Consider the following 25,592-nt stretch of genomic DNA (forward strand, 5'->3'; position numbering starts at 1 on the left):
CGATCATCCGTGCACCCTTCCTTGCGGTTTTTCCCGCGCCGGGACAGTGTGCCGCGACGTGGGGAGAGCGATGCGATACGCGGCAGGCTGGCTGGCGATGGCGCTGGTGGCGGGAGCGGGCCCGGCGCGGGCGGTGACGGTCGAGCGCTTCACGCCGCAGGGGGTGGTGAAGCCGGTGCGGCAGGCGACGGCGCTGTTCTCGGAGCCGATGGTGCCGTTCGGGGATCTGCGCGCCGTGGCGCCGCCGTTCAGCGTCGCCTGTCCGGTCGCCGGCAGCGGCCGCTGGGTCGACGCCCGCACCTGGGCCTACGACTTCGAGCAGGACCTCCCCGGCGGACTGCGCTGCACCTTCACGCTCCGTCCGAATCTGACCAGCCTCGCCGGCGAGCCGTTTTCCGGCGGCGAGACCTTCGAGATCTCCACCGGCGGCCCGTCGGTGACCGCCGCGGTGCCCGGCGACGGCAGCGAGAACATCGACGAGCGGCAGGCGTTCGTGCTGTCGCTCGACGGCGAGGCGACGCCGGAGTCGATCGCCGCCCACGCCGGCTTCGAGGTCGAGGGCGTCGCCGAGCGCATCGGCGTCGACGTCCTCGACGAGCCGACGCGCGACGCCGTCGTCGCCGGCCTGCCCTACTGGCTGAAGCCGGCGGCGCCGTTCGTCGTCATCCGGGCGCGCCAGACCTTCGCCAACGACGCCAAGGTGCAGCTCGTCTGGGGCGCCGGCATCGCGGCGCCGAGCGGCGTCGCCACCGACACCGACCAGCGCTTCGACTACCAGACCCGGCCGCGGTTCACGGTCGAGAGCCGCTGCGAGCGCGAGAACGCCAAGGCCGATTGCACGCCGCTGACGCCGCTGCGCCTGCTGTTCTCGGCGCCGGTGAGCTGGGCCCAGGCGCAACAGGTGCGCCTGGTGCCGGACCGCGGCGCGAGCCTGGCGCCGGCGGCGCCGGACGAGCCGAGCCCCTACGTCAGCCAGCTCACCTTCGCCCCGCCCTTCCCGCCCGACACCACCTATCGCGTCGAGCTGCCGGCCGATCTGCGCGACGACGCCGACCGCCCGCTCGCCGCCACCCAGCCGCTGACCCTGACGACGGCGCCGTTCCCGCCGCTGGCGAAGTTCGCCGCCCGCTTCGGCCTGCTCGAGGCGCACGCCGATCCGGCGCTGCCGATCACCATCCGCAACCTCGACGCCGACACCGCCGGTCAGGAGGTGCGCACCACCCGCCAGCGGCCCGGCCCGTGGCGCGCCGCGGCGCAGGATCTCTACGCCCGCCTCAGCGGCTCGGTGACCAAGATCGACGCGCCCGAGGACGTGCTGCCCTGGCTGCGCCGCCTCGCCTTCGCGCGCCGCGGCCGCTCGATGTTCGCCGATCTGCCGGCGGGCGCGACGCCGCGCCGCTTCACCCTGCCGCAACCGGACGGCCCGCAGGCGATGCAGGTGGTCGGCCTGCCGTTCGACGGCCCCGGGCTCTACCTGGTCGAGATCGCCAGCCCGCGGCTCGGCGCCGCGCTGCTCGCCAGCGACGAGCCGATGTACGTGCCGGCCGGCGCCCTGGTCACCAACCTGTCCGTGCACTTCAAGTGGGCGCGCGAGAACGCCCTCGCCTGGGTGACCACGCTCGCCACCGCGGCGCCGGTGGCCGGCGCGCAGGTGACCGTCCAGGACTGCCACGGCACCGTGCTCGCCACCGCGACCAGCGACGTGCGCGGCATCGCCCGCTTCACCGGCCTGCCGAAGCCCGATGCCGCCCCCGCGTGCGACGACGCGGACAACCCGTTCGAGGGCTTCGACACCCTCGACTACCGCGACTACTACTCGGCGCCGGCGCTCACCAGCCTCGACGGCGGCCTGCTGGTCGTCGCCCAGACCACCGGCGACATGAGCTTCGTGCACTCGTCGTGGCAGCGCGGCATCGAGCCCTGGCGCTTCAACCTGCCCGCCGAGCGCTGGGACGGCCCCGCCATCGCCCACACCGTGCTCGACCGCGCCCTCTTCCGCGCCGGCGACACGGTGCACATGAAGCACGTCCTGCGCGCCCAGGTGCTGGCCGGCTTCGCCGCGGTGCCCGAGGAGGAGCGACCGATCAAGACCGTGATCCGCCACCTCGGCAGCAACGAGACCTACGAGCTGCCGCTCGCCTGGGACGACCAGGGCCTCGCCGAACAGGAGTGGCCGATCCCCGCCGGCGCCAAGCTCGGCACCTACGACATCTCGCTGGTGCGCCGCAACGATCGCAGCATGCCGTCGGGCAGCTTCCGCCTCGAGCAGTTCCGCGTGCCGCTGATGCGGGCGACGGTCACGCTGCCGCCGACGCCGCTGGTCGCCGCCCGCGAGGCGCCGGTCGACATCGCCGTCCAGTATCTCGCCGGCGGCGCCGCCGCCGACCTGCCGGTGGTGCTGCGCAGCCAGATCCGCGATCGCGCCCTGCCCGACAACGACGCCTACGAATCGTTCACCTTCGCCAACGGCCCGCAGGCGGTGGGCATCGAGCGCAGCAGCGAGTCGGACGACCGCGAGGCGAGCGAGAGCGGCGCGGCGCCCGCGGTGCATGCGAAGCAGACCCTGACGCTCGACGGCTCGGGCACCGCGCGAGCGACGATCGGCGACCTGCCGGCGGTGCAGACGCCGCGGCAACTGCTGGCCGAGATCGAGTACCGCGACCCCAACGGCGAGGTGCAGACCGCCGCCGCCACCGTGCCGCTGTGGCCGGCGGCGCTGGTGCCGGGCATCGCCGCCGAGAGCTGGGCCGGCGTCAGCGACGGCCTGACCGCGAAGGTGGTGGTGCTCGACACCGCGCTGGCGCCGGTCGCCAACGCGCCGGTGACCGTCGAGGCGCTGCGCCGCGTCTACTACTCGCACCGCAAGCGCCTGGTCGGCGGCTTCTACGGCTACGAGCACGTCGAGGAGACCACCGCCATCGGCACGCTCTGCACCGGCACCACCGACGCCCAGGGTCTGCTCGTCTGCCGCGTCGCGCCGCCGGCGACCGGCAACCTGATCGTGCAGGCGCGGGTCACCGACGGCGAGGGCCGCAGCGCCGTGGCGCACGCCGACGTCTTCGTCGACGCCCCCGATCCGCTCGGCTTCCCGGTGGAGGCGAGCGATCGCATGGACGTGCTGCCCGAGCGGCGCACCTACGAGCCGGGCGAGACGGCGCGCTTCCAGGTGCGCATGCCGTTCCAGCAGGCGACGGCGCTGGTCACCGTCGAGCGCGAGGGCATCGCCGAAGCGCGCGTGGTGCCGCTGTCCGCCGGCGCGCCGCGGGTCGAGATCCCGGTCGACGGCGCCTGGGCGCCGAACACCTTCGTCTCGGTGCTGGCGGTGCGCGGCCGCGTCGCCGGCACGCAGCCGACGGCGCTGGTCGACCTCGGCAAGCCGGCGTTCAAGCTCGGCGTCGCCGAGATCCGCGTCGGCTGGCGCGACCACACGCTGGCGGTCGACGTCAGCGCCGACCGCGACATCTACCACGTCCGCGACACGGCGCAGGTGAAGGTGGCGGTGCGCACGGCCGGCGGCGCGCCGCCCCCCGCCGGCAGCGAGGTGGCGATCGCCGCCGTCGACGAGGGCCTGCTCGAGCTGCAGCCGAACCCCACCTGGAACCTGCTCGAGGCGATGATGGGCCGGCGCGGCTACGACGTCCGCACCGCGACCGCGCAGATGGAGGTGATCGGCAAGCGCCATTACGGCCGCAAGGCCATCCCCTCCGGCGGCGGCGGCGGCCGTCAGGCGACGCGCGAGCTGTTCGACACCCTGCTGCTGTGGGCGGGGCGGGTGCCGCTCGACGCCGACGGCAACGCCACGGTCGAGGTACCGCTCAACGATTCGCTCACCGCCTTTCGCATCGTCGCCGTCGCCACCGGCGGCCTCGGGCTCTTCGGCACCGGCTCGACGGAGATCCGCTCGACCCAGGAGCTCATGCTGCTCTCCGGCCTGCCCCCCCTGGTGCGCCACGGCGACCGCTTCCCGGCGCAGTTCACGCTGCGCAACACGACGCCGCAGTCGCTGTCGGTGCGCGTCGCGGGGCGCATCGTCCCCGCGGGACAGGACGAGGGCACGCCGCTGCCGGAACAGGAGGTCGAGCTGCCCGGCGGCACCGCGCTGGTGGTCGACTGGCTGCTCGAGGTGCCGTCATACGGTGACACCCTGCGCTACGAGATCGAGGCGAGCGCCGGCGGGGCGACCGACCGGCTCGCGGTCACCCAGCAGGTGCGCGACGCGGTGCCGGTCCGCACCCTGCAGGCGACGCTGCTGCGCGCCGAGCAGCCGATCGCCATGCCGATCCAACGCCCGGCCGATGCCGAGCCCGATCGCGGCGGGATCGACGTCGCCGCCGCCGCGTCGCTGGGCGGCCTGAGCGAGGGCGTCCAGGAGTACCTGCGCGGCTATCGGTACGGCTGCCTCGAGCAACAGACCTCGGTCGCCGTCGGCCTCGACGACGACGCGCGCTGGAAGACCATCGCCGCCAGCCTGCCCTCGTACACCGACGGCGACGGGCTGCTGAAGTACTTCCCCGACATGAGCGCCGGCAGCGAGGTGCTCACCGCCTACGTCCTCTCGGTGGTCTCCGCCCAGGGCTGGGAGATCCCGACCGCCAGCCGCGACAAGATGATCGAGGGGCTGGAGGGCTTCGTCGCCGGCCGCATCAGCCGCGACAGCGTGCTGCGCGCCCCCGATCTCAGCCTGCGCAAGCTGGCGGCGATGGAGGCGCTGGCGCGCGTCGGCCGCTTCGCCGCGGACCAGCTCGACAGCATCACCATCGAGCCGGCGCTGTGGCCGACGTCGGCGGTGCTCGATTGGTGGAGCATCCTGCTGCGCAGCGCGGACGTGCCGGGGCGCGAGGCGCGGCTTGCCGCCGCCGAGCAGGTGCTGCGCGGCCGACTGAACCTGCAGGGCACGACGATGGGCTTCTCCAGCGAGCGCGGCGACCAGCTCTGGTGGCTGATGGTGTCGGGCGACGTCAACGCCACCCGCCTCCTGCTGCTGCTCTCCGAGTTCCCGCGCTGGCCCGACGACGTCGGCCGCATCGCCCGCGGCGCCCTCGGCCGCCAGCAGCGCGGCCACTGGGACACCACGCCGGCCAACGCCTGGGGCGCCGTCGCCCTGCGCCGCTTCGCCGCCGCCTTCGAATCCCAACCGGTGACCGGCACCACCCGCGTCGACCTCGGCGACCAGTCGCGGCCGCTCGACTGGTCGGGCGCGCCGCCGGCGCCGGCCCGCTTCGAATGGCCGGAGCGCCAGGAGCAGCTCGAGATCGCGCAGCAGGGCACCGGCGCCCCCTGGATCACCGTCGCCTCGCGCGCCGCCATCCCGCTCGCCGCGCCGCTGTCGAGCGGCTACCGCATCACCCGCAGCGTCACCCCGATCGATCCCCGCCAGCCCGATCAGTTGAGTCGCGGCGACCGGCTGCGCGTCCGCCTCGAGATCGAGGCGCAGACCGACATGAGCTGGGTGGTGGTCGACGATCCGCTGCCGGCCGGCGCGTCGCACCTGGGGACCGGCCTGGCGCGCGACAGCCAGCTCGCCGCCGGCGACGGCGGCGCCCTGGCGACGCCGACGTTCGTCGAGCGCCGCTTCGACGCCTGGCGCGCCTACTTCGACTGGCTGCCCAAGGGCACCACCGCGGTCGAGTACGACATCCGCCTGAACCAGAACGGCCGCTTCGCGATGCCGCCGACGCGGGTGGAGGCGCTGTACGCGCCGGAGCTGTTCGGCGAGATCCCGAACGCCATGGTGGAGGTCAGACCCTGAGCCGTCGCCAGCCCGATCGGGGCGGCGCCGGGCGCGCGCCCGCCGCGCTGGCGGCGCTCGCCGTGATCGCCGTCCTCGCCTGGCGTTCCGCGCCCGGCGCGCCGCCGCCGCCGGCCTTCGCCGACGTCCGCGCCGCCGCCTGCCCGTCGGAGGCGCGGCTGCTCGACCGCCACGGCGACGTGCTGCACGAGCAGCGCGTCGATCGCACCCGGCGGCGCCTCGCCTGGACCGCGCTGGCCGACGTCTCGCCGGCCCTGCGGCGGGCGGTGATCGCCTCCGAGGACCGCCGCTTCCAGGCGCACGCCGGCGTCGACCTCCGCGCCCTCGGCGCGGCGCTGTGGCAGCGCCTGCGCGGCGGGCCGCCGCGCGGCGCCAGCACCATCTCGATGCAGCTCGCGGCCCTGCTCGATCCCGCCCTGGCGCGCGCCGGGGCGCCGCGCACGCTGGCCGACAAGTGGGCGCAGATGCGCGCCGCCTGGGCGCTCGAGCGCGCCTGGAGCAAGGACGAGATCCTCGAGGCCTACCTCAACCTCGTCAGCTTCCGCGGCGAGCTGCAGGGAGTGGCCGCGGCCGCCGAGCTGCTCTTCCACAAGGCGCCGCACGGCCTCACCATCGCCGAGGCGAACGTCCTGGCGGCGCTCCTGCGCGGTCCCAACGCCGACCGCGCCACCCTGGCGCGGCGCGCCGCGGCGCTCGCCGCCGCCGACGACCCGGCGCTCGACGCCGCGGTGCGCCGCGCCGTCGACGCCCCGGCGACGGCGCCGCGCCGCACCACGCTGGCCCCGCACGTCGCCCGCTACCTGCTGCCCGCCGACAGCAGCGGCTGTCGGGCCGCCGAGACGACGCTCGACGGCGCCGCGCAGCGCGCCGCGCGCGACGCGGTGCAGCGGCAGATGGCGGCGCTGCGCGGGCGCGGCGTGCGCGACGCGGCGCTGCTGGCAGTGGACAACGCCAGCGGCGACGTCCTCGCCTACGTCGGCTCGAGCGGCGCGCTCAGCAGCGCCGCGCAGGTCGACGGCGTCCGCGCCCGCCGCCAGGCGGGATCGACGTTGAAGCCGTTTCTCTACGGGCTCGCCATCGAGCGCCGCCTGCTCACCGCCGCGACCCGGCTCGACGACGCCCCGCTCGAGATCCCGGTCGCCGGCGGCCTCTTCCGGCCGCGCAACTACGACGACGTCTTCCGCGGCCCGGTCGCGGTGCGCACCGCCCTCGCCGCCTCGCTCAACGTGCCGGCGGTGCGCGCCCTGCAACTGGTCGGCGCCGACGACTTCGCGCAGCGCCTGCGCGACTTCGGATTCGACGGCATCAACCGACCCGGCGGCTACTATGGACCGGCGCTGGCCCTCGGCGCCGCGGAAGTCACCCTCTGGCAGCTCGTCGGCGCCTACCGGACGCTGGCCAACGGCGGCGCCTGGTCGCCGCTGCGCCTCAGCCAGGGCGCCGCCGCGGCGCCCGCCGCGACGCGCCAGGCCCTCACGCCGGCGGCCGCGTTCATCGTCGGCGACATCCTCGCCGACCGCGACGCCCGCGCCGTCACCTTCGGCCTCGAGAGCCCGCTCGCCACCCGCTTCTGGACGGCGGTGAAGACCGGCACCAGCACCGACATGCGCGACAACTGGTGCGTCGGCTTCTCGCGCCGCTACACCGTCGGCGTCTGGGTCGGCAACAGCGGCGGCGCACCGATGCGCGATGTCAGCGGCGTCACCGGCGCGGCGCCGATCTGGGCGGAGATGATGGACTGGCTGGGCGACGATGGCGGCGCCGCCGCGCCGGCGCCGCCGGCCCCGGCCACGGTCGAGCGCGTCGGCGGCGACTGGTTCCTCCCCGGGACGGCGCCGCTGCCCCTCGCCCCGCCGGCCTCGCGCCCGCGCATCCTCTCGCCAACCGACGGCGAGATCATCGCCCTCGACCCGGACATCGGCGAGGCGCGCCAGCGGGTGTCGCTCGCCGCGGTCGGCGGGGCAGGCCTGCGCTGGCAGGTCGACGGCCGCGAAGCCGGCGCCGCCGCGACCCCGCTGCTGTGGCCGCCCAGCCGCGGCGCGCACGAGGTGGCGCTGCTCGACGCCGCCGGCCGCCGCGCCGCCAGCGCCCGCTTCACCGTTCGCTGAGCCGCCGACCGGCCGCGCGCGCGGCGGGCGACGCGATCGTCAGCGGATCTCCGTCGACGTCCCCGCGGCATGGTCGGGGACAGTGTCGTCTCCACGTCGACCACGCCGTCGACCGTGGGAACGGTCGCCAACCCCCTCGTCCCCAGCCACCTCGACAGCGCCGCCTTCCATGCGGTGACGCGCGCGCTCACCGGGCGCGCCGCTGCGTGATCAGCGCGCCCAACGCGGCGGCGCCGGCACGGGGAGCGCCACGTCAGCCGCCGGCGTGTTGGAGGGGCAACACGCCGGCGGCTGTCCCATCCACCACCGCATTGGCTGGGCGAAACGATGGTCGGCGCCGCGGGCGTGGTGGGGGCCACGCCAACGCGGCGCGACGCGGGCACCCGTCTGGGGGGACGGACGGGTGCGACGCAGACGCACTCAGAGGGGGGTTAGTGCGCCTGCGAGGACGACCGCTGAGGGTGGGCGGTCGATGAGGATGCGGTCTTCTGCTCCTGGCACTTGTGCACGGTCTTGCTCGAGACCTTGAACTGCTTCTCGACCGATTGCATCGACTGGCCGGATTTCAGCGCCGCGTTGATCTTGCTGCAGGTGGACTGGTGGTGGGTGGCCTTGTTGGTCGTCGTGGCGTCGACGTGGCCGGCGGCGAGCATCCAGACTGCCGCCATCAGGGCCGCTGCGGTGACCATGCGTTTCATGCCGGGAACCTCCTTCGTTCGTACGGTTGTTCCCCTGTTTCGAAAGCAATGGCGATGCCACCGCGGCCGCATCGGGGCCTTGGCGCGCCACCGTGCCCCGCGGCACGCGACTGGGTCATTCGGTCCCAGGGAAGCGGGATGTCCGGTCCCAGGTCGGCGGTACGCCGCACCAGTAGCGGCACGCTGCTGCCCAACAGCCAGGCGAGCCGCCGGCGCAGCGCGGAGAGCGCCCGATCGTCGAAGTCGTCCGGGACCGCGACGTCCAGCGTGGCGCCGGTGGGCGCCTGGCGCAGGTCGTCGGCCAGGGCGGCGGCGAAGGTGGGGGTGAGGGCGCCGACGCGGACGACGTTCACCTGCGGGGCGCGCAGGCGGGCGCGGACGTAGAAGTCGGCGCCGCCGGCGAGCTGCTCGTTGAGCGCGTCGCGGGTGGCGCGCAGCAGGTCGCGGTAGGTCCGCAGGTGGCGCAGGCGATAGAGCGGGAAGGCGATGCCGAGGACCTCGCCCAGCGCCAGCGCGAGATCGATCATCGGCAACTGATCGATCAGCGCGGCCGAGACGCCGAGCTGTTGGACCAGCAGGGCGCGGATGTCCTTCTCGGTTGCCATGCGTTGCCACCTCCAGATCGCTGGCGCGGGTAGAGCAATGGCCGCGCCAGCCGCGCGACGCCGGGGGCCGGGGCGCGGGCGCCCGTCGCCGGCGGCCCGCAGTGGGACCGGCGGTCACTCCTCGGTGACCCGATGGGCGATCTCGTAGCGGCGCAGCATCCGGTACAGCGAGCGGCGCTCGATGCCGAGCACGGCCGCGGCGCGACTGACGTTGCCGGCGTGCAGGTCGACGACGTGTTGGATGTAGCGGCGCTTCAGCTCCTCGAGCGTCGGCAGATCGGCGGTGAGATCGGCCGCCGGCGCCGGCGCCCGGCCGTGCAGTGCGCTCGGCAGATCGTCGACGTCGAGCACCGAGCCGCGCGCCAGCGCCACGCTGCGTTCGAGGACGTGCGCCAGCTCGCGCACGTTGCCCGGCCAGTCGTAGGCGCCGAGGGCCGCCAGCGCGGCGGCGGACACGCCGCCCACCGGCTTGCCGCACTGGGCGGCGGCGCGGTGGACGAGGTGGTCGACGAGCAGCGGGATGTCGTCGCGCCGTTCGCGCAGCGGCGGCAGGCGCAGGGTGACGACGTTGAGGCGGTAGAACAGGTCCTCGCGGAAGCGGCCCGCCGCCACCGCCGCCGCCAGGTCGCGGTTGGTGGCGGCGACGATGCGCACGTCGACCGCCCGCCACTGCGTGCCGCCGACCGGCCGCACCTGGCGCTCCTGCAGCACCCGCAGCAGCTTAGCCTGCAGTGGCAGCGTGATGTCGCCGATCTCGTCGAGGAAGATGGTGCCGCCGTCGGCCTCGAGGAACAGCCCGGGCGCGTCCTGCACGGCGCCGGTGAAGGCGCCGCGCACGTGGCCGAAGAGCTCGCTCTCGAGCAGCGACTCGGTGAGCGCGGTGCAGTCGACGGCGACGAAGGGGCGCTCGCGGCGCGGGCTGTGGCGATGGATGGCGCGCGCCGCCAGCTCCTTGCCGGTGCCGCTCTCGCCCAGCACCAGGACCGTGCTCATCCCGGGCGCGACGCGCGCGATGGTGGTGTAGACCTCGACCATCGCCGGCGTGCGGCCGACCATGCCCGTGGCCGGCTCGGCGGCGCCCGCGGCCGCGGCCGCGTCGGCCGGTCGCGCCAGCGCGCGGCGCACCGCGGCGCGGATCTCCTCGACGTTCATCGGCTTGCTGACGTAGTCGATGGCGCCGAGGTTGAGCGCCTCGACGGCGCTGTCCATCGAGCCGAACCCGGTCATGATCATCACCGGCAGCTCGGGCGTGTCGGCGCGCAGCCCCTGCATCAGCGCCAGGCCGTTCATCTGCGGCATGCGCATGTCGAGGATCGCGAGGTCGAAGTGCCGCCGGCGGGCGAGCGCCAGGGCGGCGGTGGGCTCGCTCTCCCACGCCACCTGCACGCCGTCGCCCTGCAGCACCTCGGCCAGCAGCCGGCACGAGACGGCGTCGTCGTCGACGATCAGCACCTGCGCCATCAGACCTCCAGCGGCAGCCGCACGCGCACCGTGGTGCCGCGGCCGGGCGCGCTGTCGACCGCGATCGTCCCGCCGTGCGCGCGGACGATGTGATCGACGATCACCAGGCCGAGGCCGGTCCCCCGCCCCGGCGCCTTGGTGGTGTAGAACGGCTCGAAGGCCTGCCGGCGCTCGCTCTCCGACATGCCGTGCCCGCTGTCGGTGACCGCGATCTCGACGCCGCGCGGCCGCGACCCGTCGCCCTCGAGCAGCGCGGCGCCGACCGTGATGGTGCCGCCGTCGGGCGTCGCGTCGATGGCGTTGGTCAGCAGGTTGAGCAGCACCTGGCGCAGGCCCACCGCCTCCGCCGGGACCGGGGGGAGCCCGGGCGGAACGGTGGCGCGCAGGGTGATGCGGCGTCCGGCGGCGCGGCTGGAGACCAGCGCGATGGCGTCCGCGATCACCGTCTCCACCGCCAACGGCGCCCGCCGCAGGGGCACGTCGCGGGTGCGGTCGAGGATGCCGCGCATCTCCTCGATCATCCGCTGCAACTGCGATTCGATGATCCCCAGCTTCTCCCCCTGGCCGGGGGCGAGCGGCTCGCGCCGCAGCAACTGCACGTAGCCGAGCACGGAATTGAGGGGCGTGCCCAGGCCGTGCGCCAGGGTGCCGGCCATCTGTCCGAGCGCCGCCATGCGGTCGCTGCGGCCGAGCTCGAGCTGTGCCGCCCACAGGCGGTCATTGGCGGTCTGCAGCTCGACGTTGCGCTCCGCCAGATCGGCGGTGGCGCGCCGCACCTGGGCGCCGAGGTCGGTGGTCAGCGCCTCGAGCCGCGCCGCCATGTTGTTGAACTGCTCGCTGACGAACTGGAACTCGTCGTCGGTGCGCGCCGTCAGGCGCGCCGAGAGATTGCCGCCGGCGAGGGCGCGCAGGCCGCCGACCAGGTCGCCGATCGGCCGGCCGACGCGCCGCGACAGGAAGAGCGTCAGGATGCCGGAGATGAGCACGATCGACGCCAGCAGCACGACGGCGTCGATGGTCAGGATGCGCTGCTCCAACCGCGACACCTCCTGCGATCGCAGCTCGACCTGGGCCGCCGCCCGCACCGCGCCGTCGAGCGACAGCGGCACGCTCACCCGCCAGCCGGCCCCCTCCTCCCCGGGAATCGGCCGCGTCACCTCGGCGCCGCGCTCGAGCTGCCGCACCTGCGCGGCGTCGAGCGCGACCGCCTCGTCCAGCGCCTCGGGCCGGGTGGTGAATTCGATCTCCGAGCTGTCGCCGTCGAGGCGCAGGATGTCGATCGCGTCGACCTCGCGGTCGCCATAGACGATCGCCGCCAGCTTGCCCCTCAGGTCGGCCGGCGGCGTGGTCGTCCACAGCAGGCTGACCGTGCGCAGCACCAGCTCGGCGCGCTCGCGCGCGTCCTGCTGCACGGCGCGCGTCGTCAGGTGGCTGTCCACCGCCTGCGACACGGCCAGCACCGCGGTCACGGTGATGACCACGATGGCGATGATGTGGGTGTACAGCGACCGGCGCATCGGGTGGTGCTGGACCCGAGGCTACCGGAATCCCTCCGCCCGCGCGAATGCGCCGCGCGGGTCGGGCGGCCGCCGCGGCACCCGCGGTCGCCGGCTACGCCCGGCTCGCCAGCAGGGTCTCGACGTAGCGGGCCAGGATGTCGGTCTCGATGTTGACCGGGTCGCCGGGCCGCTTGTCGAGCAGCGTGGTGTGCGCCTGCGTGTACTGCACCAGCGACACCGCGAAGCAGTCGGCGGTCTTGTCGATGATCGTCAGGCTGGCGCCGTCGATGCACACCGGCCCCTTCACCACCATGTAGCGCAGCAGCTCCGCTGGGGTGGTGAAGCGGGCGATGATGGCATCGCCCTCGGGGGTGAGGGAATGGACGGTCGCCTGGCCCTCGACCACGCCGCGGACGATGTGGCCGCTCAGGCGATCGGTTGGGCGCAGCGAGCGTTCGAGGTTCACCCGATCGCCGGCGCGCAGCCGGCCGAGGTTCGAGCGCCGGTAGGTCTCCGGCATGACGTGGGCGAAGAAGGTGTCGCCGCGCATCTCGGCGACCGTGAGGTCGACGCCGTTGATGGCGATCGAATCGCCGAGCTTGGCGTCCTGCAGGACGAACGGCGCCTGGATGCGCAGGGCGCCATCCGCCGCCTCGACGACCGTGCCGACCTCTTCGACGATGCCGGTGAACATGCTGCTGCTCGTAGCACGATTCCCGGTCGCGCGGGACCGAGGGGCCCGCTATACGCGGCCGCATGCAAGCGGAGCTGCTCGGCATCCTCACCGCGGTCAGCGACTGGGTCTGGGGGCCGCCGACCCTGATCCTGCTGGTCGGCACCGGCGCCTACCTGACCTGGCGGCTGCGCGGCCTGCAACTGCGCATGCTCTGGCACGCCCTCTACCTGGCGCTGATCGTCCGCCGCGAGGCGGACGACGAGCCGGGCGACATCTCCCACTTCCAGGCCCTGATGACCGCCCTGGCCGCGACCGTCGGCACCGGCAACATCGCCGGCGTCGCCACCGCCATCGCCACCGGCGGACCGGGCGCGCTCTTCTGGATGTGGGTCACCGGCCTGGTCGGCATGGCGACCAAGTACGCCGAGGCGGTGCTGGCGGTGCGCTATCGCCGCCGCGACGCCAACGGCCAGATGTGCGGCGGGCCGATGTACTATCTGAGCGAAGGGCTCGGCCTGCCATGGCTGGGCACGCTGTTCGCGATCTTCACCGCCCTCGCCGGCTTCGGCATCGGCAACATGGTGCAGTCGAACTCCGTCGCCCACGCCGCCCAGGAGACCTTCGGCATCGCCCCGTGGGCCAGCGGCCTGGTGATGGCGGTCGCCACCGCCATCGTCATCCTCGGCGGCATCCGCTCGATCGGCCGCGCCGCCAGCCTGCTGGTGCCGGTGATGATCATCTTCTACCTCGCCGCCTCGCTGGTGGCGCTGGCGATCTTCGCCGACCGCCTGGTTCCCACCGTCGGCCTGGTCCTGGCGCAGGCGTTCACGCCGACCGCCGCCAGCGGCGGTTTCGCCGGCGCGGCGGTGATGCTGACCATCCGCATGGGCGTGGCGCGCGGCGTGTTCTCCAACGAATCGGGCCTGGGCAGCGCGCCGATCGCCGCCGCCGCCGCCAAGACCCGCTATCCGGTGGCGCAGGCGATGGTGTCGATGACCCAGACCTTCATCGACACCATCGTCGTCTGCACGATGACCGGCCTGGTCATCCTGGTCAGCGGCGAGTGGGACAGCGGCGCCACCGGCTCCGCCCTCACCGCGCAGGCGTTCAGTCGCGCGCTGCCGGGCAGCGAAGGCGGCATCGTCGTCGCCGTCGGCCTGATCCTCTTCGCCTACACGACGCTGCTCGGCTGGAGCTACTACGGCGAAAAGGCCGTCGAGTACCTGATCGGCGAACGCGCCATCCCCTGGTACCGCGCCGCCTGGTGCCTGCTCATCGTCGTCGGCGCCGTCGCCCACCTCGACCTGGTGTGGACGTTCGCCGACGTGATGAACGGCCTGATGGCGCTGCCCAACCTGATCGGGCTGCTCGGCCTGTCGGGCGTCGTGGTGAGCGAGACCCGCACGTACTTCGCCGGACGGCGATGAGCGGCGATGGCCAGCGAGCCGAGGGCGCGCCCGCAGCGCGGCGCGGCCCCGCGCTGCTCATCGCGCTCCCAGGAACTCCCGCACCAGCCGCAGGAAGATCGCGAGCTGGTCGTGGTGCACCCAGTGGCCGGCCTTCTCGATGTTGAAGAAGGCATAGTCCCGGAACGCCTTGGCGCGACCGTCCAGCTCGGGATCGGAGGCCCACGACTCGGTGCCGCGCAGCAGCAGCACCGGGCAGGTGATCTGCTTCCAGATGTCGAAGGCGTCGATCATGTTGAAGAGGTACGGCGACGAGGCGCGGACGTAGTTGTCGAACTTCCACAGGTAGGTGCCGTCCTCGTCGCGGTAGGAACCGTAGATGGTCAGGTGGCGCGCCTGCTCCGGCGTCAGCCGCGGGTTGGCCTCCTGCATGCGCGCCACGGCCTCGTCGAGGCTCGCGTAGCGGTGCGGGTGGCGGCGCGCCAGGGCGCGCATCTCGCCGATCCACACCTTCATCCGCTGGTGCGCCGGCGGTTGCTCGCGCAGCATCTCGGGCGGCGGGCCGAGGCCCTCGATCGCCACCACCTTCTCCACCCGCTCCGGGTACGTCCCGGTGTACTGCAGGGCGATCGAGCCGCCGAGCGAATGGCCGATGATGGTGATCCGCTTGATGTCGAGCGCGCGCAGGAGCTGGTCGACGTCGAGCGTGTAGTCGACCATCGCGTAGCTGCCGCCGACCGCCCACTGCGAGTCGCCGTGGCCGCGCAGGTCGGGGGCGATGATGTGGAAGTCGCGCCGCAGGTCCTGCGCCACCCAGTCCCAGTTGCGGGCGTGGTCGCGGCCGCCGTGGATCAGCAGCAGCGGCGGCTTCTCGGGATTGCCCCAGTCGACGTAGTGGAGCTTCAGCCGCTGCGAGTAGAAGTAGTGCGAGGTCGGGCCGAGCAGCGCGTCCATGGTCCTCGGCATAGCGCGCCGCCCCGGGCGACGCCACAAAGCGGACACGGATCGCCGACGCGGACGCGTCGACCGTGCTCGCCCCGGCGCGCCGGCGCGCGCGCCGTGGTTTCTGGTCCGCCGGGTTGCTACACAGCGCCGCATGCGCGCGCGCAGCCGCTGTCCCTGGGCCGGCACGGAGGAAGGGTCCGACTACATCCGCTACCACGACGAGGAGTGGGGCGTGCCGGTGCACGACGAGCGGCGGCTGTTCGAGCTCCTGATCCTCGAGGGCGCGCAGGCGGGTCTGAGCTGGTCGACGATCCTGCGCAAGCGCGCCGCCTACCGCGCCGCCTTCGCCGACTTCGACTGCGAGGCGGTGGCTCGCTTCGGCGCCCGCGACGTCCGTCGCCTGCTCGCCGACCCCGGCATCGTCCGCAACCGCCTGAAGATCGCCGCCGCCATCGACAACGCCCGCGCCACCCTGGCGGTGCGCGAGCGCGCGGGCAGCCTCGACCGCTACCTCTGGCGCTTCGTCGACGGCCGGCCGGCGCAGAACTGCTGGACGTCGCAGCGCCAGGTGCCCGCCGCCAGCGACGCGTCGCGCGCCATGAGCGCCGCCCTGCGCCGCGACGGGTTCCGCTTCGTCGGTCCGACGATCTGCTACGCCTTCATGCAGGCGACCGGCATGGTCAACGACCACCTGGTCGACTGCTTCCGCCACCGCCAGGTGTCCCGCCTGCGCTGAGACCCGGCGGACGGCCCGACGACGGCCGGCGGCGCGGAAACGCGGCCCGCCAAAAGCAAGCGAGGGCCCCGGATTCCCGGGACCCCCGTGCTGGAGCTACCCCCCTCCGAGCTTGGGCACTGAAGGGCTGGGCGAAGAAAGGAAGAGATGATTCATGGCTATTGGCGCCAGTGAAGTTAGTCAACACGAATCCGAATGGCGCCTTCCGGCGCGGCTTTCCCTCTCGGTTCACGCCATCTAAACGACACCCATGTTTCTCGGCCTCGACCTCGGCACCTCCGCCGTCAAGGCGGCGCTGGTGGACGACCAGCAGCGGGTGATCGCGCAGGCGAGCGCGCCGCTGACGGTGCAGCGGCCACGCCCCCTGTGGGCGGAGCAGGATCCCGAGGCGTGGTGGCGGGCGACCGAGCAGGCGGTCGGCGGGGTGCGCGCCGCCGCCGCGGCGCCCTTCGCGACGGTGCGCGCCATCGGCCTCTCGGGGCAGATGCACGGCGCGGTGCTGCTCGACGCCGGCGACCGCGTGCTGCGGCCGGCGATCCTCTGGAACGACGGCCGCGCCGACGCCGAGTGCGGCGAGCTCGAACGGCGGGCGCCGCGCCTGCGCGCCGTCACCGGCAACCTCGCGATGCCGGGCTTCACCGCCCCCAAGCTGCTGTGGGTGGCGACGCACGAGCCGGCGTGCTTCCGCGCCACGGCGCGCGTGCTGCTGCCCAAGGACTGGCTGCGCCTGCGGCTGAGCGGCGAGCACGTCGCCGAGATGTCCGACGCCTCCGGGACGTTGTGGCTCGACGTCGGCGCGCGCGCCTGGTCGGCGGAGTTGCTCGCCGCCAGCGGCCTCGACGAGCGCGCGATGCCGCGCCTGGTCGAGGGCAGCGAGCCGTCGGGGCGGCTGCGCCCGGCGCTGGCCGCGGCGTGGGGACTGGCGCGCGACGTGGTGATCGCCGGCGGCGGCGGCGACAACGCCGCCGGCGCGATCGGCGTCGGCGTCGTCCGCCCCGGCGACGCGTTCCTCTCGCTCGGCACCTCCGGCGTCTACTTCGTCGCCGGCGACCGCTTCGCCCCCGCGCCCGCGACCGCGGTGCACGCCTTCTGCCACGCCCTGCCGAACACCTGGCACCAGATGTCGGTGATCCTCAGCGCCGCCAGTTGCCTGCGCTGGCTCGCCGCCGCCTGCGGCGGGGTCGACGAAGCCACCCTGCTGGCCGAGGCGGAGGCCGCCGCCGGCGACCCGCGCCTGCTCTTCCTGCCCTATCTCTCCGGCGAGCGCACGCCGCACAACGACCCGCACGCCACCGGCGCCTTCGTCGGCCTGACCCATGCCACCGGCCGCGGCGATCTCGCCCGCGCCGTGCTCGAAGGCGTCGCCTTCGCCCTCGCCGACGGCCAGGACGCCCTGCTCGCCTCGGGAACGACGATCGGCAGCGTGTCGGTGATCGGCGGCGGCGCCCGCAGCCGCTTCTGGGGACGCCTCCTCGCCAGCGCGCTCGGCCGGCCGCTGCGCTACCACCCCGACGGCGACATCGGTCCGGCATTCGGCGCCGCCCGCCTGGCGCGCCTGGCGGCGGACGGCGAGGACCCGATCGCGGTCTGCGGCGCGCCGCCGCTCGCCGCCACGGTCGCGCCCGAAACGGCGCTCGCCGACGCGTTGCACGCCCGCCGCCGCCGCTTCCGCGACCTGTACCCGGCGCTCAACCCCCGCCAGAGGACCGAGCCATGAACGACCGCTACTTCGCCGTCGACCACATCGCCTACGAGGGTCCGGAGACCGCCAACCCCCTCGCCTTCCGCTGGTACGATGCCGAGCGCCTGGTGCTCGGCAAACCGATGGCCGAGCACCTGCGCTTCGCCGTCTGCTACTGGCACACCTTCTGTTGGCCGGGCATCGACATGTTCGGCGGCGAGACCTTCGACCGCCCCTGGTTCGGCGGCGGCGAGCCGATGGCGGCGGCGGCGCGCAAGGCCGAGGTGGCCTTCGAGCTCTTCACCGTGCTCGGGGCGCCGTTCTTCACCTTCCACGATCGCGACCTGGCGCCGGAAGGCGACAACCTGGCGGCGACCAACGCCAACCTCGATCGCCTGGTCGAGCAGGTCGCCGCCCACATGCAGCGCACCGGCGTCCGCCTGCTGTGGGGCACCGCCAACCTGTTCAGCCACCGCCGCTATGCCGCCGGCGCCGCCACCAACCCCGACCCGGAGGTCTTCGCCTACGCCGCCGCGCAGGTGAAGAAGGCGCTCGAGGTGACGCACCAGCTCGGCGGCGCCAATTACGTGCTGTGGGGCGGCCGCGAGGGCTACGACACGCTGCTCAACACCGATCTGCGGCGCGAGCGCCGCCAGCTCGCGCGCTTCCTGCGCCTGGTCGTCGAGCACAAGCACGCCATCGGCTTCCCCGGCACGCTGCTCATCGAGCCCAAGCCGATGGAGCCGACCAAGCACCAGTACGACCACGACGCCGCCGCGGTGCACGGCTTCCTGCTCGCGCACGGGCTGGAGGGCGAGCTCAAGCTCAACATCGAAGCCAACCACGCCACCCTCGCCGGCCACAGCTTCCAGCACGAGCTCGCCTACGCGGTCGCCAACGACCTCCTCGGCAGCGTCGACGCCAACCGCGGCGATCCGCAGAACGGCTGGGACACCGACCAGTTCCCCAACAGCGCCGACGAGGCGGCGCTGGCGCTCTATACCATCCTGCGCGGCGGCGGCTTCACCAGCGGCGGATTCAACTTCGACGCCAAGCTGCGCCGCCAGAGCGTGGCGGCGGACGATCTCCTGCACGCGCACATCGGCGGCATGGACGCGATCGCCCGCGGCCTGCTGCGCGCCGCCCGCATGATCGAGCGCGGCGATCTCGCCCGCGCCGTCGAGCAGCGCTACGCCGATTGGGATGGCGCCCTCGGGCGCGCCATCCTCGACGGCGGCGCCTCCCTCGCCGACCTCGAGCGCCTCGTCCTCGATCGCGGCATCGACCCGCGACCCCGTTCCGGCCGCCAGGAGATGCTGGAGAACCTGGTCAACCGCGACGCGCTCTGAGACGCCGATCGGCAGCGATGGCCGCGGAGGCCCGCCGACGCATCGGCGGTCCTCCGTGGCCATCCGCGCTCATCCGCGTCGCAACCGCTCGAGCGCCTGCGCCCAGGTGCCGCGCACGACCTCGCCGTGCGCGCGCGCCGCGTCCCACCACGGCGGGCGCGGGGCATCGTCTTCGAGGAGGAGCAGACGGGACGCGGCGGCGGCGAAGCGCGCGGCGTACTCGGGCGGGCGCGGGTCGAGGTCGAGCGCGCAGCACAGCGGGTCGCAGCCGGCCGGCAGCGGCGGATGCTCCGACGGGGTGAGCCCGGTGAGGAAGGGGCGGTCGAAGTCCGGCTGCGGACCGCCGCCGGCGAGGCCGCGTCCGGGCAGCAGCAGCGCCGCCGGCACCGCCTGCGGCCGGCTGCCGGCGAGCAGCAGCGCGATGTAGGCGCCGAGCCCGGCGCCGGCGACCGCGGCGGGCGCGATCTGCTCGAGCGCGACGTCGGCATCGCCGAGCAGGAGCTCCGGCCAGTAGGCGCCGCCGGGCAGCGGCGGCGAATCGCCGTGGCCGCTGAAGTCGACGCCGATCACCCGCCCCGGCCAGGCCGCGGCGTCCTGGCGCCAGTCGGCGCTGCTGCCGCCGAGCGGATGCAGGACGAGCAGCGGCAGGCCGTCGCCGTGCGCCAGCTCGTGCAGCGCGATGGTGGTGCGGGCGTGGCGCAGGCGCATCATCGGGGCTCGAGGAAGTCGAGGATCAGCCGCGCCGTCGCCGCCGGCTGCTCCATGTGGACGAAGTGCCCGGCGCCGGCGACCGTGGCGCGGTCGAGGCGGCGCACGCCGGCCAGGCGCGGACCGACGATCGCCTCCGGCAGCGGGCCCCAGGTGTCGGGCTCCGAGCCGACGATCGCCAGCATCGGTTGCGTCAGCCGGGCGTAGCCGGGCGCGATCCAGTCCGGCCGCCATGGCCCGAAGCCGTGCGCCAGCAACGGATCCGCCTTCCAGCGCCAGCCGTCCGGCCCCGGACGGGCGCCGTGGAACACGAAGTAGCGCAGCCAGTCGAGCGCCAGGCGCGGGTTCTGCGCCCGCCGCCGCTCCACGAGCTGCTCGAAATCGGGATACGGTCGCCAGTCGCCGCGCTGCGCCGCGAGCCGGCGCGCGTCGAGAAACGCCGCGGCGCGCTGCAGCAGCCCGGCCTCCTCCTCGGCGGTCAAGGGCGGCGGCCCGAAGCCGTCGATGTTGACGATGCGCCGCACCAGCTCCGGCACCGCCCGCGCCGCGTCGGTGACGTGGCCGCCGCCCATGCTGTGTCCGACCAGTTGCACCGGCCGCCCGAGGCGGCGGATGACGTCGACGACGGCGTGGATGCTGGACTGCCACGTGTAGGCGCCCGCCCACTGCGAATCGCCGTGGCCGCGCGCGTCCATCGCCAGGACGCGAAAGCGCGCGGTCAGCAGCGGCGCCAGGCTGGCGAAGCTGCGCGCGTGATCCCAGAAGCCGTGGCAGCAGAGCAGCGGCGGCGCCTCGGGATCGCCCCATTCCACGACGTGGATGCGCAGGCCGAGCGACTCGAGGAACCACTCGCGCTCCGGCTCGCGCGCCGCGGGATGGCTCGGCGGATGCACCGCGCGACCCTATGCAGCGGCCGGCAACGGAGCAACCGGGGTCGACGCGCGTCGCAGGGGATCGCGCCTACGGCGCGCGCACCAGGTACGAATCGAGGTGCGCGATGACGGACGCGGCGCGCGCCGGCCCGAGATAGCCGATGTAGGTGTCGGGGCGGACCACGCCGGCGACGCCGGCGCCGAAGAGCGCGGGCGGCACCTCCCGCGCGTCGCACAGACCCGGGAACGCGGCATCGACCGCGGCGGCCAGCGCGGCGCCGCCGGGCGGCAGCAGGAGCGTGTGCCGGTCGCCGCGCAGCGGCAGCTCGGGCAGGCGATCGCCGGCGCGCCGCCCGCGGCGCGGCGGGCGCGGCCGCTCGTCGCGCACCAACGGGCTGGCGCGGTACCGGATGGCCGTCTCGGTGAGCACGGCGGTCACCGCGTCCAGGGCGCGCGGCAGGCGGCCCAGCGCGCGCAGCGCGAGATCGCGCAGGCCGCGGGCCAGCGGGTGGCGCAGCGTGCCGAGGCGGGTCAGGGCGCCGGCGCCGCGGACGATCATCGCCCCCACCGGGTGGCGCTCGGCGTCGTACGAATCGAGCAGCGCCGGCTTCGCCCGCCCCTGCAGCGTCAGGGCCAGCTTCCAGGCGAGGTTGAAGGCGTCCTGCATGCCGGTGTTCATGCCCTGCCCGCCCGCCGGGCTGTGGATGTGGGCCGCGTCGCCGGCGAGGAAGACGCGGCCGACGCGATAGGTGGGGACCTGGCGATCGTTGATGCGGAAGCCGGACAGCCACAGCGGATCGTGCGCCACGAGACCGCGCGGGCCGCGCCGATCGAGCAGCGCCTGGACGTCGGCCATCGTCGGCTCCGGCGGATGCGCGCCGCGCGCCGGGCCGAGGTCGCCGATCAGCCGGAAGCGATCGGGGGGAATGGGGAAGATCGCCAGCACGCCCTCGGGATGGAGATGGATCGCCACCTCGTCGCGGGCCAGGCCGCCGCCGACGTGCACGTCGGCGAGCATCCAGTCCTCGTTCTCCGCCGCGCCGGCGAAGCCCAGGCCGAGCGCGTGGCGCACGCTGCTGTGGGCGCCGTCGCAGCCGACCAGCCAGGCGCAGGCGAGCTCGCGCGCGCCGCCGTCGGCGGCGCGCAGCGCGATCCGGACGCCATCCGCCGCCGGCGCGATCCGCAGCACCTCGGCGCCGCGCCACAGCTCGGCCCCGGCGGCCAGCGCATCGGTCTCGAGCAGGCGCTCGGTCTCGCTCTGCGGAATCATCAGCGCGCTGGCGAAGGCGCTGTCGGCGCGGGTGAAATCCAGATGCGCCAGCGGCCGCCCGCGGCTGAAGATGCGTCCCCCGACGGCGGGCGAACCGGCGGCCAGGAACGGCGCGACGGCGTCGACGCTCTGCAGCAGCTCCAGGGTGCGCGGCCACAGCACCAGCGCCTTCGACTTGTCGGTGCGCGCGGCGGCGCGGTCGATGGCGAGGCAGCGCGCCCCCTGGCGCGCCAGCAGCCCGGCGAGCGTCAGCCCGACGGGGCCGGCGCCGACGATCACGACGTCATGGACGGGCGACATGGCGCGCAGGGTGCCACGCGACCGGTGGGCCGGCCACCGGAAAACCCTTTCGCGCCGGCGCCGCGCGGCTTCCACTTGCGCCGGCGGATGGCTAGTGTGGCGCATTGTCGCAGGGTCGGGGGGATGCCGTGACGAGACGATCGACGATGAGCGTGCGGGGGATCATGGCGCTGGCGGGGGTGCTCTGCCTCGCCGCGGACGGTGCGTACGGCCACGGGGCGCCGGCCGACCTCGGCGTGTGGGGCGGGTTCAACCCGCAGGTGGCGCGCTGCCAGCGCAGCATCGCGCGCGCCGCCGCGCTGTGCGCCGGCCGCACGCTGCAGGCGCGCACGACGTGCAACGCGGCCGAGCTCCAGGGCGCGCCGTGCGACAACGCCGCCCTCGACGCCGCCATCCAGGCGGCGCGGGCGCGCGCCCGCGACATCGTCGCCCGCGACTGCGACACCGTGCAGCTCACGACGCTCCGCTACGTCGACCTCGGCGACGCGCAGGCCGACGTCATCAACGTCTGCCGCCAGCTCGACATCGCGGCGAGCAGCGCCGCCTTCGCCCCGGCCTCGTTCGGCGGCGCGATCACGGCCATGGCCGGCGACGACCAGCGCTGCGTCGCCGCCACGGCGCGCGCCGGCAACGCGCTGCTGCGCTACGCGATGCGCGCCCGCCAGCGGGCGCTCGACGGCATCGCCGCCACCGTGCTGCCGGCGGAGGCGAAGACCGCCCTGATCGCGCGCAGCGCCGACGCCATCGGCCGCGCCCAGGCGCTGCTGCAATCGCGCCTCGCCGCCGCCTGCCGCGGCGGCACCTTCCGCTCGCTGTACAACCAGGAGATCCCCACCCTGCTCGGCCGCATCGCCGGCCGCGCCGACTGCCTGGCGCAGTCGGTCTACGTGCAGAACGCGGTGAGCTGCCCGCCGGCGCAGTGCGGCGACGGCATGCAGGTGGTGCCCGACGAGGAATGCGACGACGGCAACGACTACGACGGCGACGGCTGCCGCTCCGACTGCACGCGCAGCGAGTGCGACGTCTTCCCGACCACCTTCGACCTGATCCAGAAGGCGATCTTCGACAACCACGGATGCAACGACGACGCCTGCCACGGCAGCGCCCGCTCGGGCGGGCTCGATCTGCGGGCGGGAAATTCGTACGCCAGCCTGGTCGACGTCGCCGCCGGCTCGGTCGAGGGCATGAAGCGGATCGATCCCGGCAGCAAGGACACCAGCCTGCTGTGGATCAACCTCGCCGCCCGCACCCTGCCGAACCAGGTCAAGGCGCCGCTGCGCGGCATGCCGATCGGCGGCGCGGCGCTCTCCGAGGACGAGCTCGAGGCGCTCGGCATCTGGATCGAGAGCGGCGGCGCGGCGCGCGACGCCAACCTGCCGCGCGCCGCCAGCCTGCTCGCCGCCTGCGTCCCCGAGCCCAAGCCGGTGAAGATCGATCCCCTGCCGCCGCCGGCGCCGGGCACCGGCGTGCAGCTCCACATGCCCGTCTACACGCTGAACGCAAAGAGCGAGACGGAGGTCTGCTTCACCAGCTACTACGACTTCAGCGGCCAGATCCCGGCCAACCTGCTCAGCGCCGACGGCAAGCGGTTCCGCTACAAGAGCGTCGAGATCCGCCAGGACCCGCTCAGCCACCACCTGATCGTCGACGCCTACAAGGGCGCCGCGCCGCCCACCGACCCGGCCTGGGGCGCGTACAAGTGCCGCGGCGGCGACCTGGACGGCATGGGGTGCGATCCGCTCGAGCTCGGCGTCTGCGGCAGCGGCGACTGCGCCACCGATCCCGACCCGACCACCATCGCCTGCATCGGCTTCGGCCCGGTCGAGGGCTTCGGCACGCTCGGCAGCGGCGGCTTCGCCTTCGCCCAGGAGACGACCGCCCACTTCCGCTTCCCGGCCTCGGTCTACGACGAGCTGCCGGTGAAGGGGAACATCCTGTGGAACTCGCACGCCTTCAACCTGACGCGGCAGAGCGGCACGCTCGAGGCATGGGTCAACATCTACTTCCCGCAGGACGACGAGCAGGACGACCGGCAGCAGCAGATCTTCGACATCAGCCGCATCTTCTGGAACGAGAACTTCCCCCCCTTTCCGCAGGTCCAGTTGCCGCCGTTCGCCGCCCAGGAGTACTGCAACCTGCACACCTTCGGCGCCACGGGCGGCATGTTCGGCGGCTCGGTGCTGCAGCCCGACGAGACCGCGCACGTCTTCGAGCTGAGCGGCCACATGCACCGCCACGGCAAGCGCTTCCAGATCTACCGCGGCGCCTTCACCTGCGCCGGCGGCAGCCGCGCCGGGCGCGCCTGCAACCCGGCGGCGCCGGAGATGTGCCCGGCGTCGGCCTGTCTCGATCCCACCGGGCGCAATCCGCAGCAGTCGCTGCTCTACACCAACTTCGTCTACAACGACCCGGTGGTGCTGCGCTTCGATCCGCCGCTGCTGCTCGACGGCGCGGCGCCGCTCGCCGACCGCACCTTCACCTACTGCGGCTACTACGACAACGGGGCGGTCGATCCGACCTTCGTGAAGCGGCGCTCCACCTCGCCGCCGGCCGGCGTCATCTTCGGCTTCCCGCTCGGCGGTCCCTGCGCCCAGACCGCCACCGTGTGCATCGGCGGCCCGCGCCACGGCCAGTCGTGCAACGGCGTCGACGCGCTGTGCGAGAGCAGCCCGGGCGCCGGCGACGGCGACTGCGATGGCTGCCCGCTCACCGGCGGCTTCCGCACCGAGGACGAGATGTTCATCCTCTTCGGCAACTACTGGGTGACCAAGACGCCGTGAACGCTCCGCCGGCCGGGGATTCGACGTGACGCGCGCGGTCCTGTTCGACCTCGGCAATACGCTGCACCACCTCGACCACGGCTGGATCGCCGCCTGCCTCAGCGCCCATGGGCACCCGACCACGGGGCGCCAGGTGCACGCGGCGGAGTATCAGGGCAAGGCCGCGATCGACGCCCGCTTCCGCGCCCGCGCCGATCCGGGCAGCGATGCGAGCCGCCAGACCGACTACGTCGGCATCATCCTCGACGCCCTCGGCGTCCCACCCGCCCGGCGGCCGGCGATCGCCGCGGCGCTGCACGCCGAGAACCAGCGCGCCTCCCTGTGGCGGGTGATGCACGACGACACCCCGGCGGTGCTGGCGGCGCTGCGCGACCGCGGCCTGCGCCTGGCCGTGGTGTCGAACGCCGACGGCCGCGTCGCCGCGGCGCTCGCCGCCTCCGGCATCGATCGCCACTTCGCGGCGATCGTCGACTCGCACGTGGTCGGCGTCGAGAAGCCCGATCCGCGCATCTTCCACCTCGCCCTCGCGGCCTGCGACGTCGATCCCTCGGAAGCCCTCTTCGTCGGCGACATCTACGAGATCGACGTCGTCGGCGCCCGCAACGCCGGCATGGAGGCGGTGCTGATCGACCAGCTCTCGCTGTACGGCGAGGTCGACTGCCGCCGCATCGCCCACCTGCGCGAGCTGCTCGCGCTGGTGTGACGCCCCCGCGGGCCACCGGATCGCCTGCCCCGCCGCGCCGCTCCGC

General features: G+C 74.2%; 17 protein-coding genes and 1 pseudogene. 9 read left to right on the forward strand and 9 right to left on the reverse strand.

Annotated elements, in window-relative coordinates:
* Window positions 1-70: 70 nt before the first annotated feature.
* The 3 genes from KF840_19940 to KF840_19950 all read left to right on the forward strand — a co-directional run bounded on the left by KF840_19940 (window position 71) and on the right by KF840_19950 (window position 8,067).
* Window positions 71-5,749, forward strand: coding sequence for an alpha-2-macroglobulin (locus tag KF840_19940; GenBank protein MBX3027177.1), 5,679 nt, complete (start codon window positions 71-73; stop codon window positions 5,747-5,749).
* Window positions 5,746-7,857 carry a penicillin-binding protein 1C gene (gene pbpC / locus KF840_19945; protein ID MBX3027178.1) on the forward strand — a complete coding sequence of 704 codons (2,112 nt, stop codon included), beginning with the start codon at window positions 5,746-5,748 and terminating at the stop codon, window positions 7,855-7,857. The genes KF840_19940 and pbpC overlap by 4 nt, the downstream gene beginning before the upstream one ends.
* 69 nt (window positions 7,858-7,926) lie before the next feature.
* Entirely contained in the window at window positions 7,927-8,067 is a 141-nt protein-coding gene (locus KF840_19950; protein ID MBX3027179.1) for a hypothetical protein, read from the forward strand.
* 221 nt (window positions 8,068-8,288) lie between these two features.
* Here KF840_19950 and KF840_19955 read toward each other — a convergent pair whose 3' ends face one another.
* The 5 genes from KF840_19955 to KF840_19975 all read right to left on the reverse strand — a co-directional run bounded on the left by KF840_19955 (window position 8,289) and on the right by KF840_19975 (window position 12,814).
* Window positions 8,289-8,555 (reverse strand): hypothetical protein, encoded by a 267-nt coding sequence (locus KF840_19955; protein MBX3027180.1) that lies wholly within the window; start codon window positions 8,553-8,555, stop codon window positions 8,289-8,291.
* Window positions 8,552-9,160: a hypothetical protein gene (locus KF840_19960; protein ID MBX3027181.1), complete on the reverse strand. Its 609-nt coding sequence runs from the start codon at window positions 9,158-9,160 to the stop codon at window positions 8,552-8,554. The genes KF840_19955 and KF840_19960 overlap by 4 nt, the downstream gene beginning before the upstream one ends.
* Before the next feature lie 114 nt (window positions 9,161-9,274).
* Window positions 9,275-10,621 (reverse strand): sigma-54-dependent Fis family transcriptional regulator, encoded by a 1,347-nt coding sequence (locus KF840_19965; protein ID MBX3027182.1) that lies wholly within the window; start codon window positions 10,619-10,621, stop codon window positions 9,275-9,277.
* On the reverse strand, window positions 10,621-12,138 hold the full coding sequence (locus KF840_19970; protein MBX3027183.1) for a HAMP domain-containing histidine kinase: 1,518 nt from the start codon (window positions 12,136-12,138) through the stop codon (window positions 10,621-10,623). The genes KF840_19965 and KF840_19970 overlap by 1 nt, the downstream gene beginning before the upstream one ends.
* 94 nt (window positions 12,139-12,232) lie before the next feature.
* Window positions 12,233-12,814 (reverse strand): riboflavin synthase, encoded by a 582-nt coding sequence (locus tag KF840_19975; protein ID MBX3027184.1) that lies wholly within the window; start codon window positions 12,812-12,814, stop codon window positions 12,233-12,235.
* Between the two features lie 62 nt (window positions 12,815-12,876).
* On the opposite strand from KF840_19975, the gene KF840_19980 reads away from it, so the two are divergent.
* Window positions 12,877-14,223, forward strand: coding sequence for a sodium:alanine symporter family protein (locus KF840_19980; GenBank protein MBX3027185.1), 1,347 nt, complete (start codon window positions 12,877-12,879; stop codon window positions 14,221-14,223).
* Window positions 14,224-14,280: 57 nt separating this feature from the next.
* Here the strand turns inward: KF840_19980 and KF840_19985 are convergent, their stop codons facing one another.
* On the reverse strand, window positions 14,281-15,156 hold the full coding sequence (locus KF840_19985) for an alpha/beta hydrolase (GenBank protein ID MBX3027186.1): 876 nt from the start codon (window positions 15,154-15,156) through the stop codon (window positions 14,281-14,283).
* Window positions 15,157-15,298: 142 nt separating this feature from the next.
* Here KF840_19985 and KF840_19990 point away from each other — a divergent pair, with 142 nt between their 5' ends.
* From KF840_19990 to xylA, 3 genes are all read left to right on the forward strand, one after another.
* Window positions 15,299-15,883, forward strand: coding sequence for a DNA-3-methyladenine glycosylase I (locus tag KF840_19990; protein ID MBX3027187.1), 585 nt, complete (start codon window positions 15,299-15,301; stop codon window positions 15,881-15,883).
* A gap of 250 nt (window positions 15,884-16,133) precedes the next feature.
* On the forward strand, window positions 16,134-17,600 hold the full coding sequence (gene xylB, locus KF840_19995) for a xylulokinase (GenBank protein MBX3027188.1): 1,467 nt from the start codon (window positions 16,134-16,136) through the stop codon (window positions 17,598-17,600).
* Window positions 17,597-18,913 (forward strand): xylose isomerase, encoded by a 1,317-nt coding sequence (xylA, locus tag KF840_20000; GenBank protein MBX3027189.1) that lies wholly within the window; start codon window positions 17,597-17,599, stop codon window positions 18,911-18,913. Before xylB ends, xylA begins: the two co-directional genes overlap by 4 nt.
* A 69-nt stretch (window positions 18,914-18,982) precedes the next feature.
* On the opposite strand, the gene KF840_20005 is transcribed toward xylA, so the two are convergent.
* The 3 genes from KF840_20005 to KF840_20015 all read right to left on the reverse strand — a co-directional run bounded on the left by KF840_20005 (window position 18,983) and on the right by KF840_20015 (window position 22,063).
* Window positions 18,983-19,624, reverse strand: a complete 642-nt coding sequence (locus KF840_20005) for an alpha/beta hydrolase (protein MBX3027190.1) — start codon at window positions 19,622-19,624, stop codon at window positions 18,983-18,985.
* Complete coding sequence (locus tag KF840_20010; GenBank protein ID MBX3027191.1) at window positions 19,621-20,514, reverse strand: alpha/beta hydrolase; 894 nt, start codon at window positions 20,512-20,514, stop codon at window positions 19,621-19,623. The genes KF840_20005 and KF840_20010 overlap by 4 nt, the downstream gene beginning before the upstream one ends.
* Before the next feature lie 67 nt (window positions 20,515-20,581).
* Entirely contained in the window at window positions 20,582-22,063 is a 1,482-nt protein-coding gene (locus tag KF840_20015; GenBank protein MBX3027192.1) for an FAD-dependent monooxygenase, read from the reverse strand.
* Between the two features lie 932 nt (window positions 22,064-22,995).
* Between KF840_20015 and KF840_20020 the strand changes: the two are divergent.
* Window positions 22,996-23,070 (forward strand): annotated as a pseudogene (locus KF840_20020) (DUF4215 domain-containing protein).
* 1,798 nt (window positions 23,071-24,868) lie between these two features.
* Window positions 24,869-25,546 (forward strand): HAD family hydrolase, encoded by a 678-nt coding sequence (locus KF840_20025; protein ID MBX3027193.1) that lies wholly within the window; start codon window positions 24,869-24,871, stop codon window positions 25,544-25,546.
* Window positions 25,547-25,592: the final 46 nt, after the last annotated feature.

This window comes from bacterium, from assembly GCA_019637795.1.
In the GTDB taxonomy this organism is placed as follows: Bacteria; Desulfobacterota; Binatia; order HRBIN30; family CADEER01; genus JAHBUY01.

Coding starts and splice junctions, on each gene's coding strand:
- KF840_19955 (MBX3027180.1), bottom strand. CDS start 8,555: ATGAAACGCATGGTCACCGCAGCGGCCCTGATGGCGGCAGTCTGGATG.
- KF840_19965 (MBX3027182.1), bottom strand. CDS start 10,621: ATGGCGCAGGTGCTGATCGTCGACGACGACGCCGTCTCGTGCCGGCTG.
- xylB (MBX3027188.1), top strand. CDS start 16,134: ATGTTTCTCGGCCTCGACCTCGGCACCTCCGCCGTCAAGGCGGCGCTG.
- KF840_19975 (MBX3027184.1), bottom strand. CDS start 12,814: ATGTTCACCGGCATCGTCGAAGAGGTCGGCACGGTCGTCGAGGCGGCG.
- KF840_19960 (MBX3027181.1), bottom strand. CDS start 9,160: ATGGCAACCGAGAAGGACATCCGCGCCCTGCTGGTCCAACAGCTCGGC.
- KF840_19940 (MBX3027177.1), top strand. CDS start 71: ATGCGATACGCGGCAGGCTGGCTGGCGATGGCGCTGGTGGCGGGAGCG.
- KF840_19980 (MBX3027185.1), top strand. CDS start 12,877: ATGCAAGCGGAGCTGCTCGGCATCCTCACCGCGGTCAGCGACTGGGTC.
- KF840_19950 (MBX3027179.1), top strand. CDS start 7,927: ATGGTCGGGGACAGTGTCGTCTCCACGTCGACCACGCCGTCGACCGTG.
- KF840_19985 (MBX3027186.1), bottom strand. CDS start 15,156: ATGGACGCGCTGCTCGGCCCGACCTCGCACTACTTCTACTCGCAGCGG.
- KF840_19970 (MBX3027183.1), bottom strand. CDS start 12,138: ATGCGCCGGTCGCTGTACACCCACATCATCGCCATCGTGGTCATCACC.
- KF840_20015 (MBX3027192.1), bottom strand. CDS start 22,063: ATGTCGCCCGTCCATGACGTCGTGATCGTCGGCGCCGGCCCCGTCGGG.
- KF840_19990 (MBX3027187.1), top strand. CDS start 15,299: ATGCGCGCGCGCAGCCGCTGTCCCTGGGCCGGCACGGAGGAAGGGTCC.
- KF840_20005 (MBX3027190.1), bottom strand. CDS start 19,624: ATGATGCGCCTGCGCCACGCCCGCACCACCATCGCGCTGCACGAGCTG.
- xylA (MBX3027189.1), top strand. CDS start 17,597: ATGAACGACCGCTACTTCGCCGTCGACCACATCGCCTACGAGGGTCCG.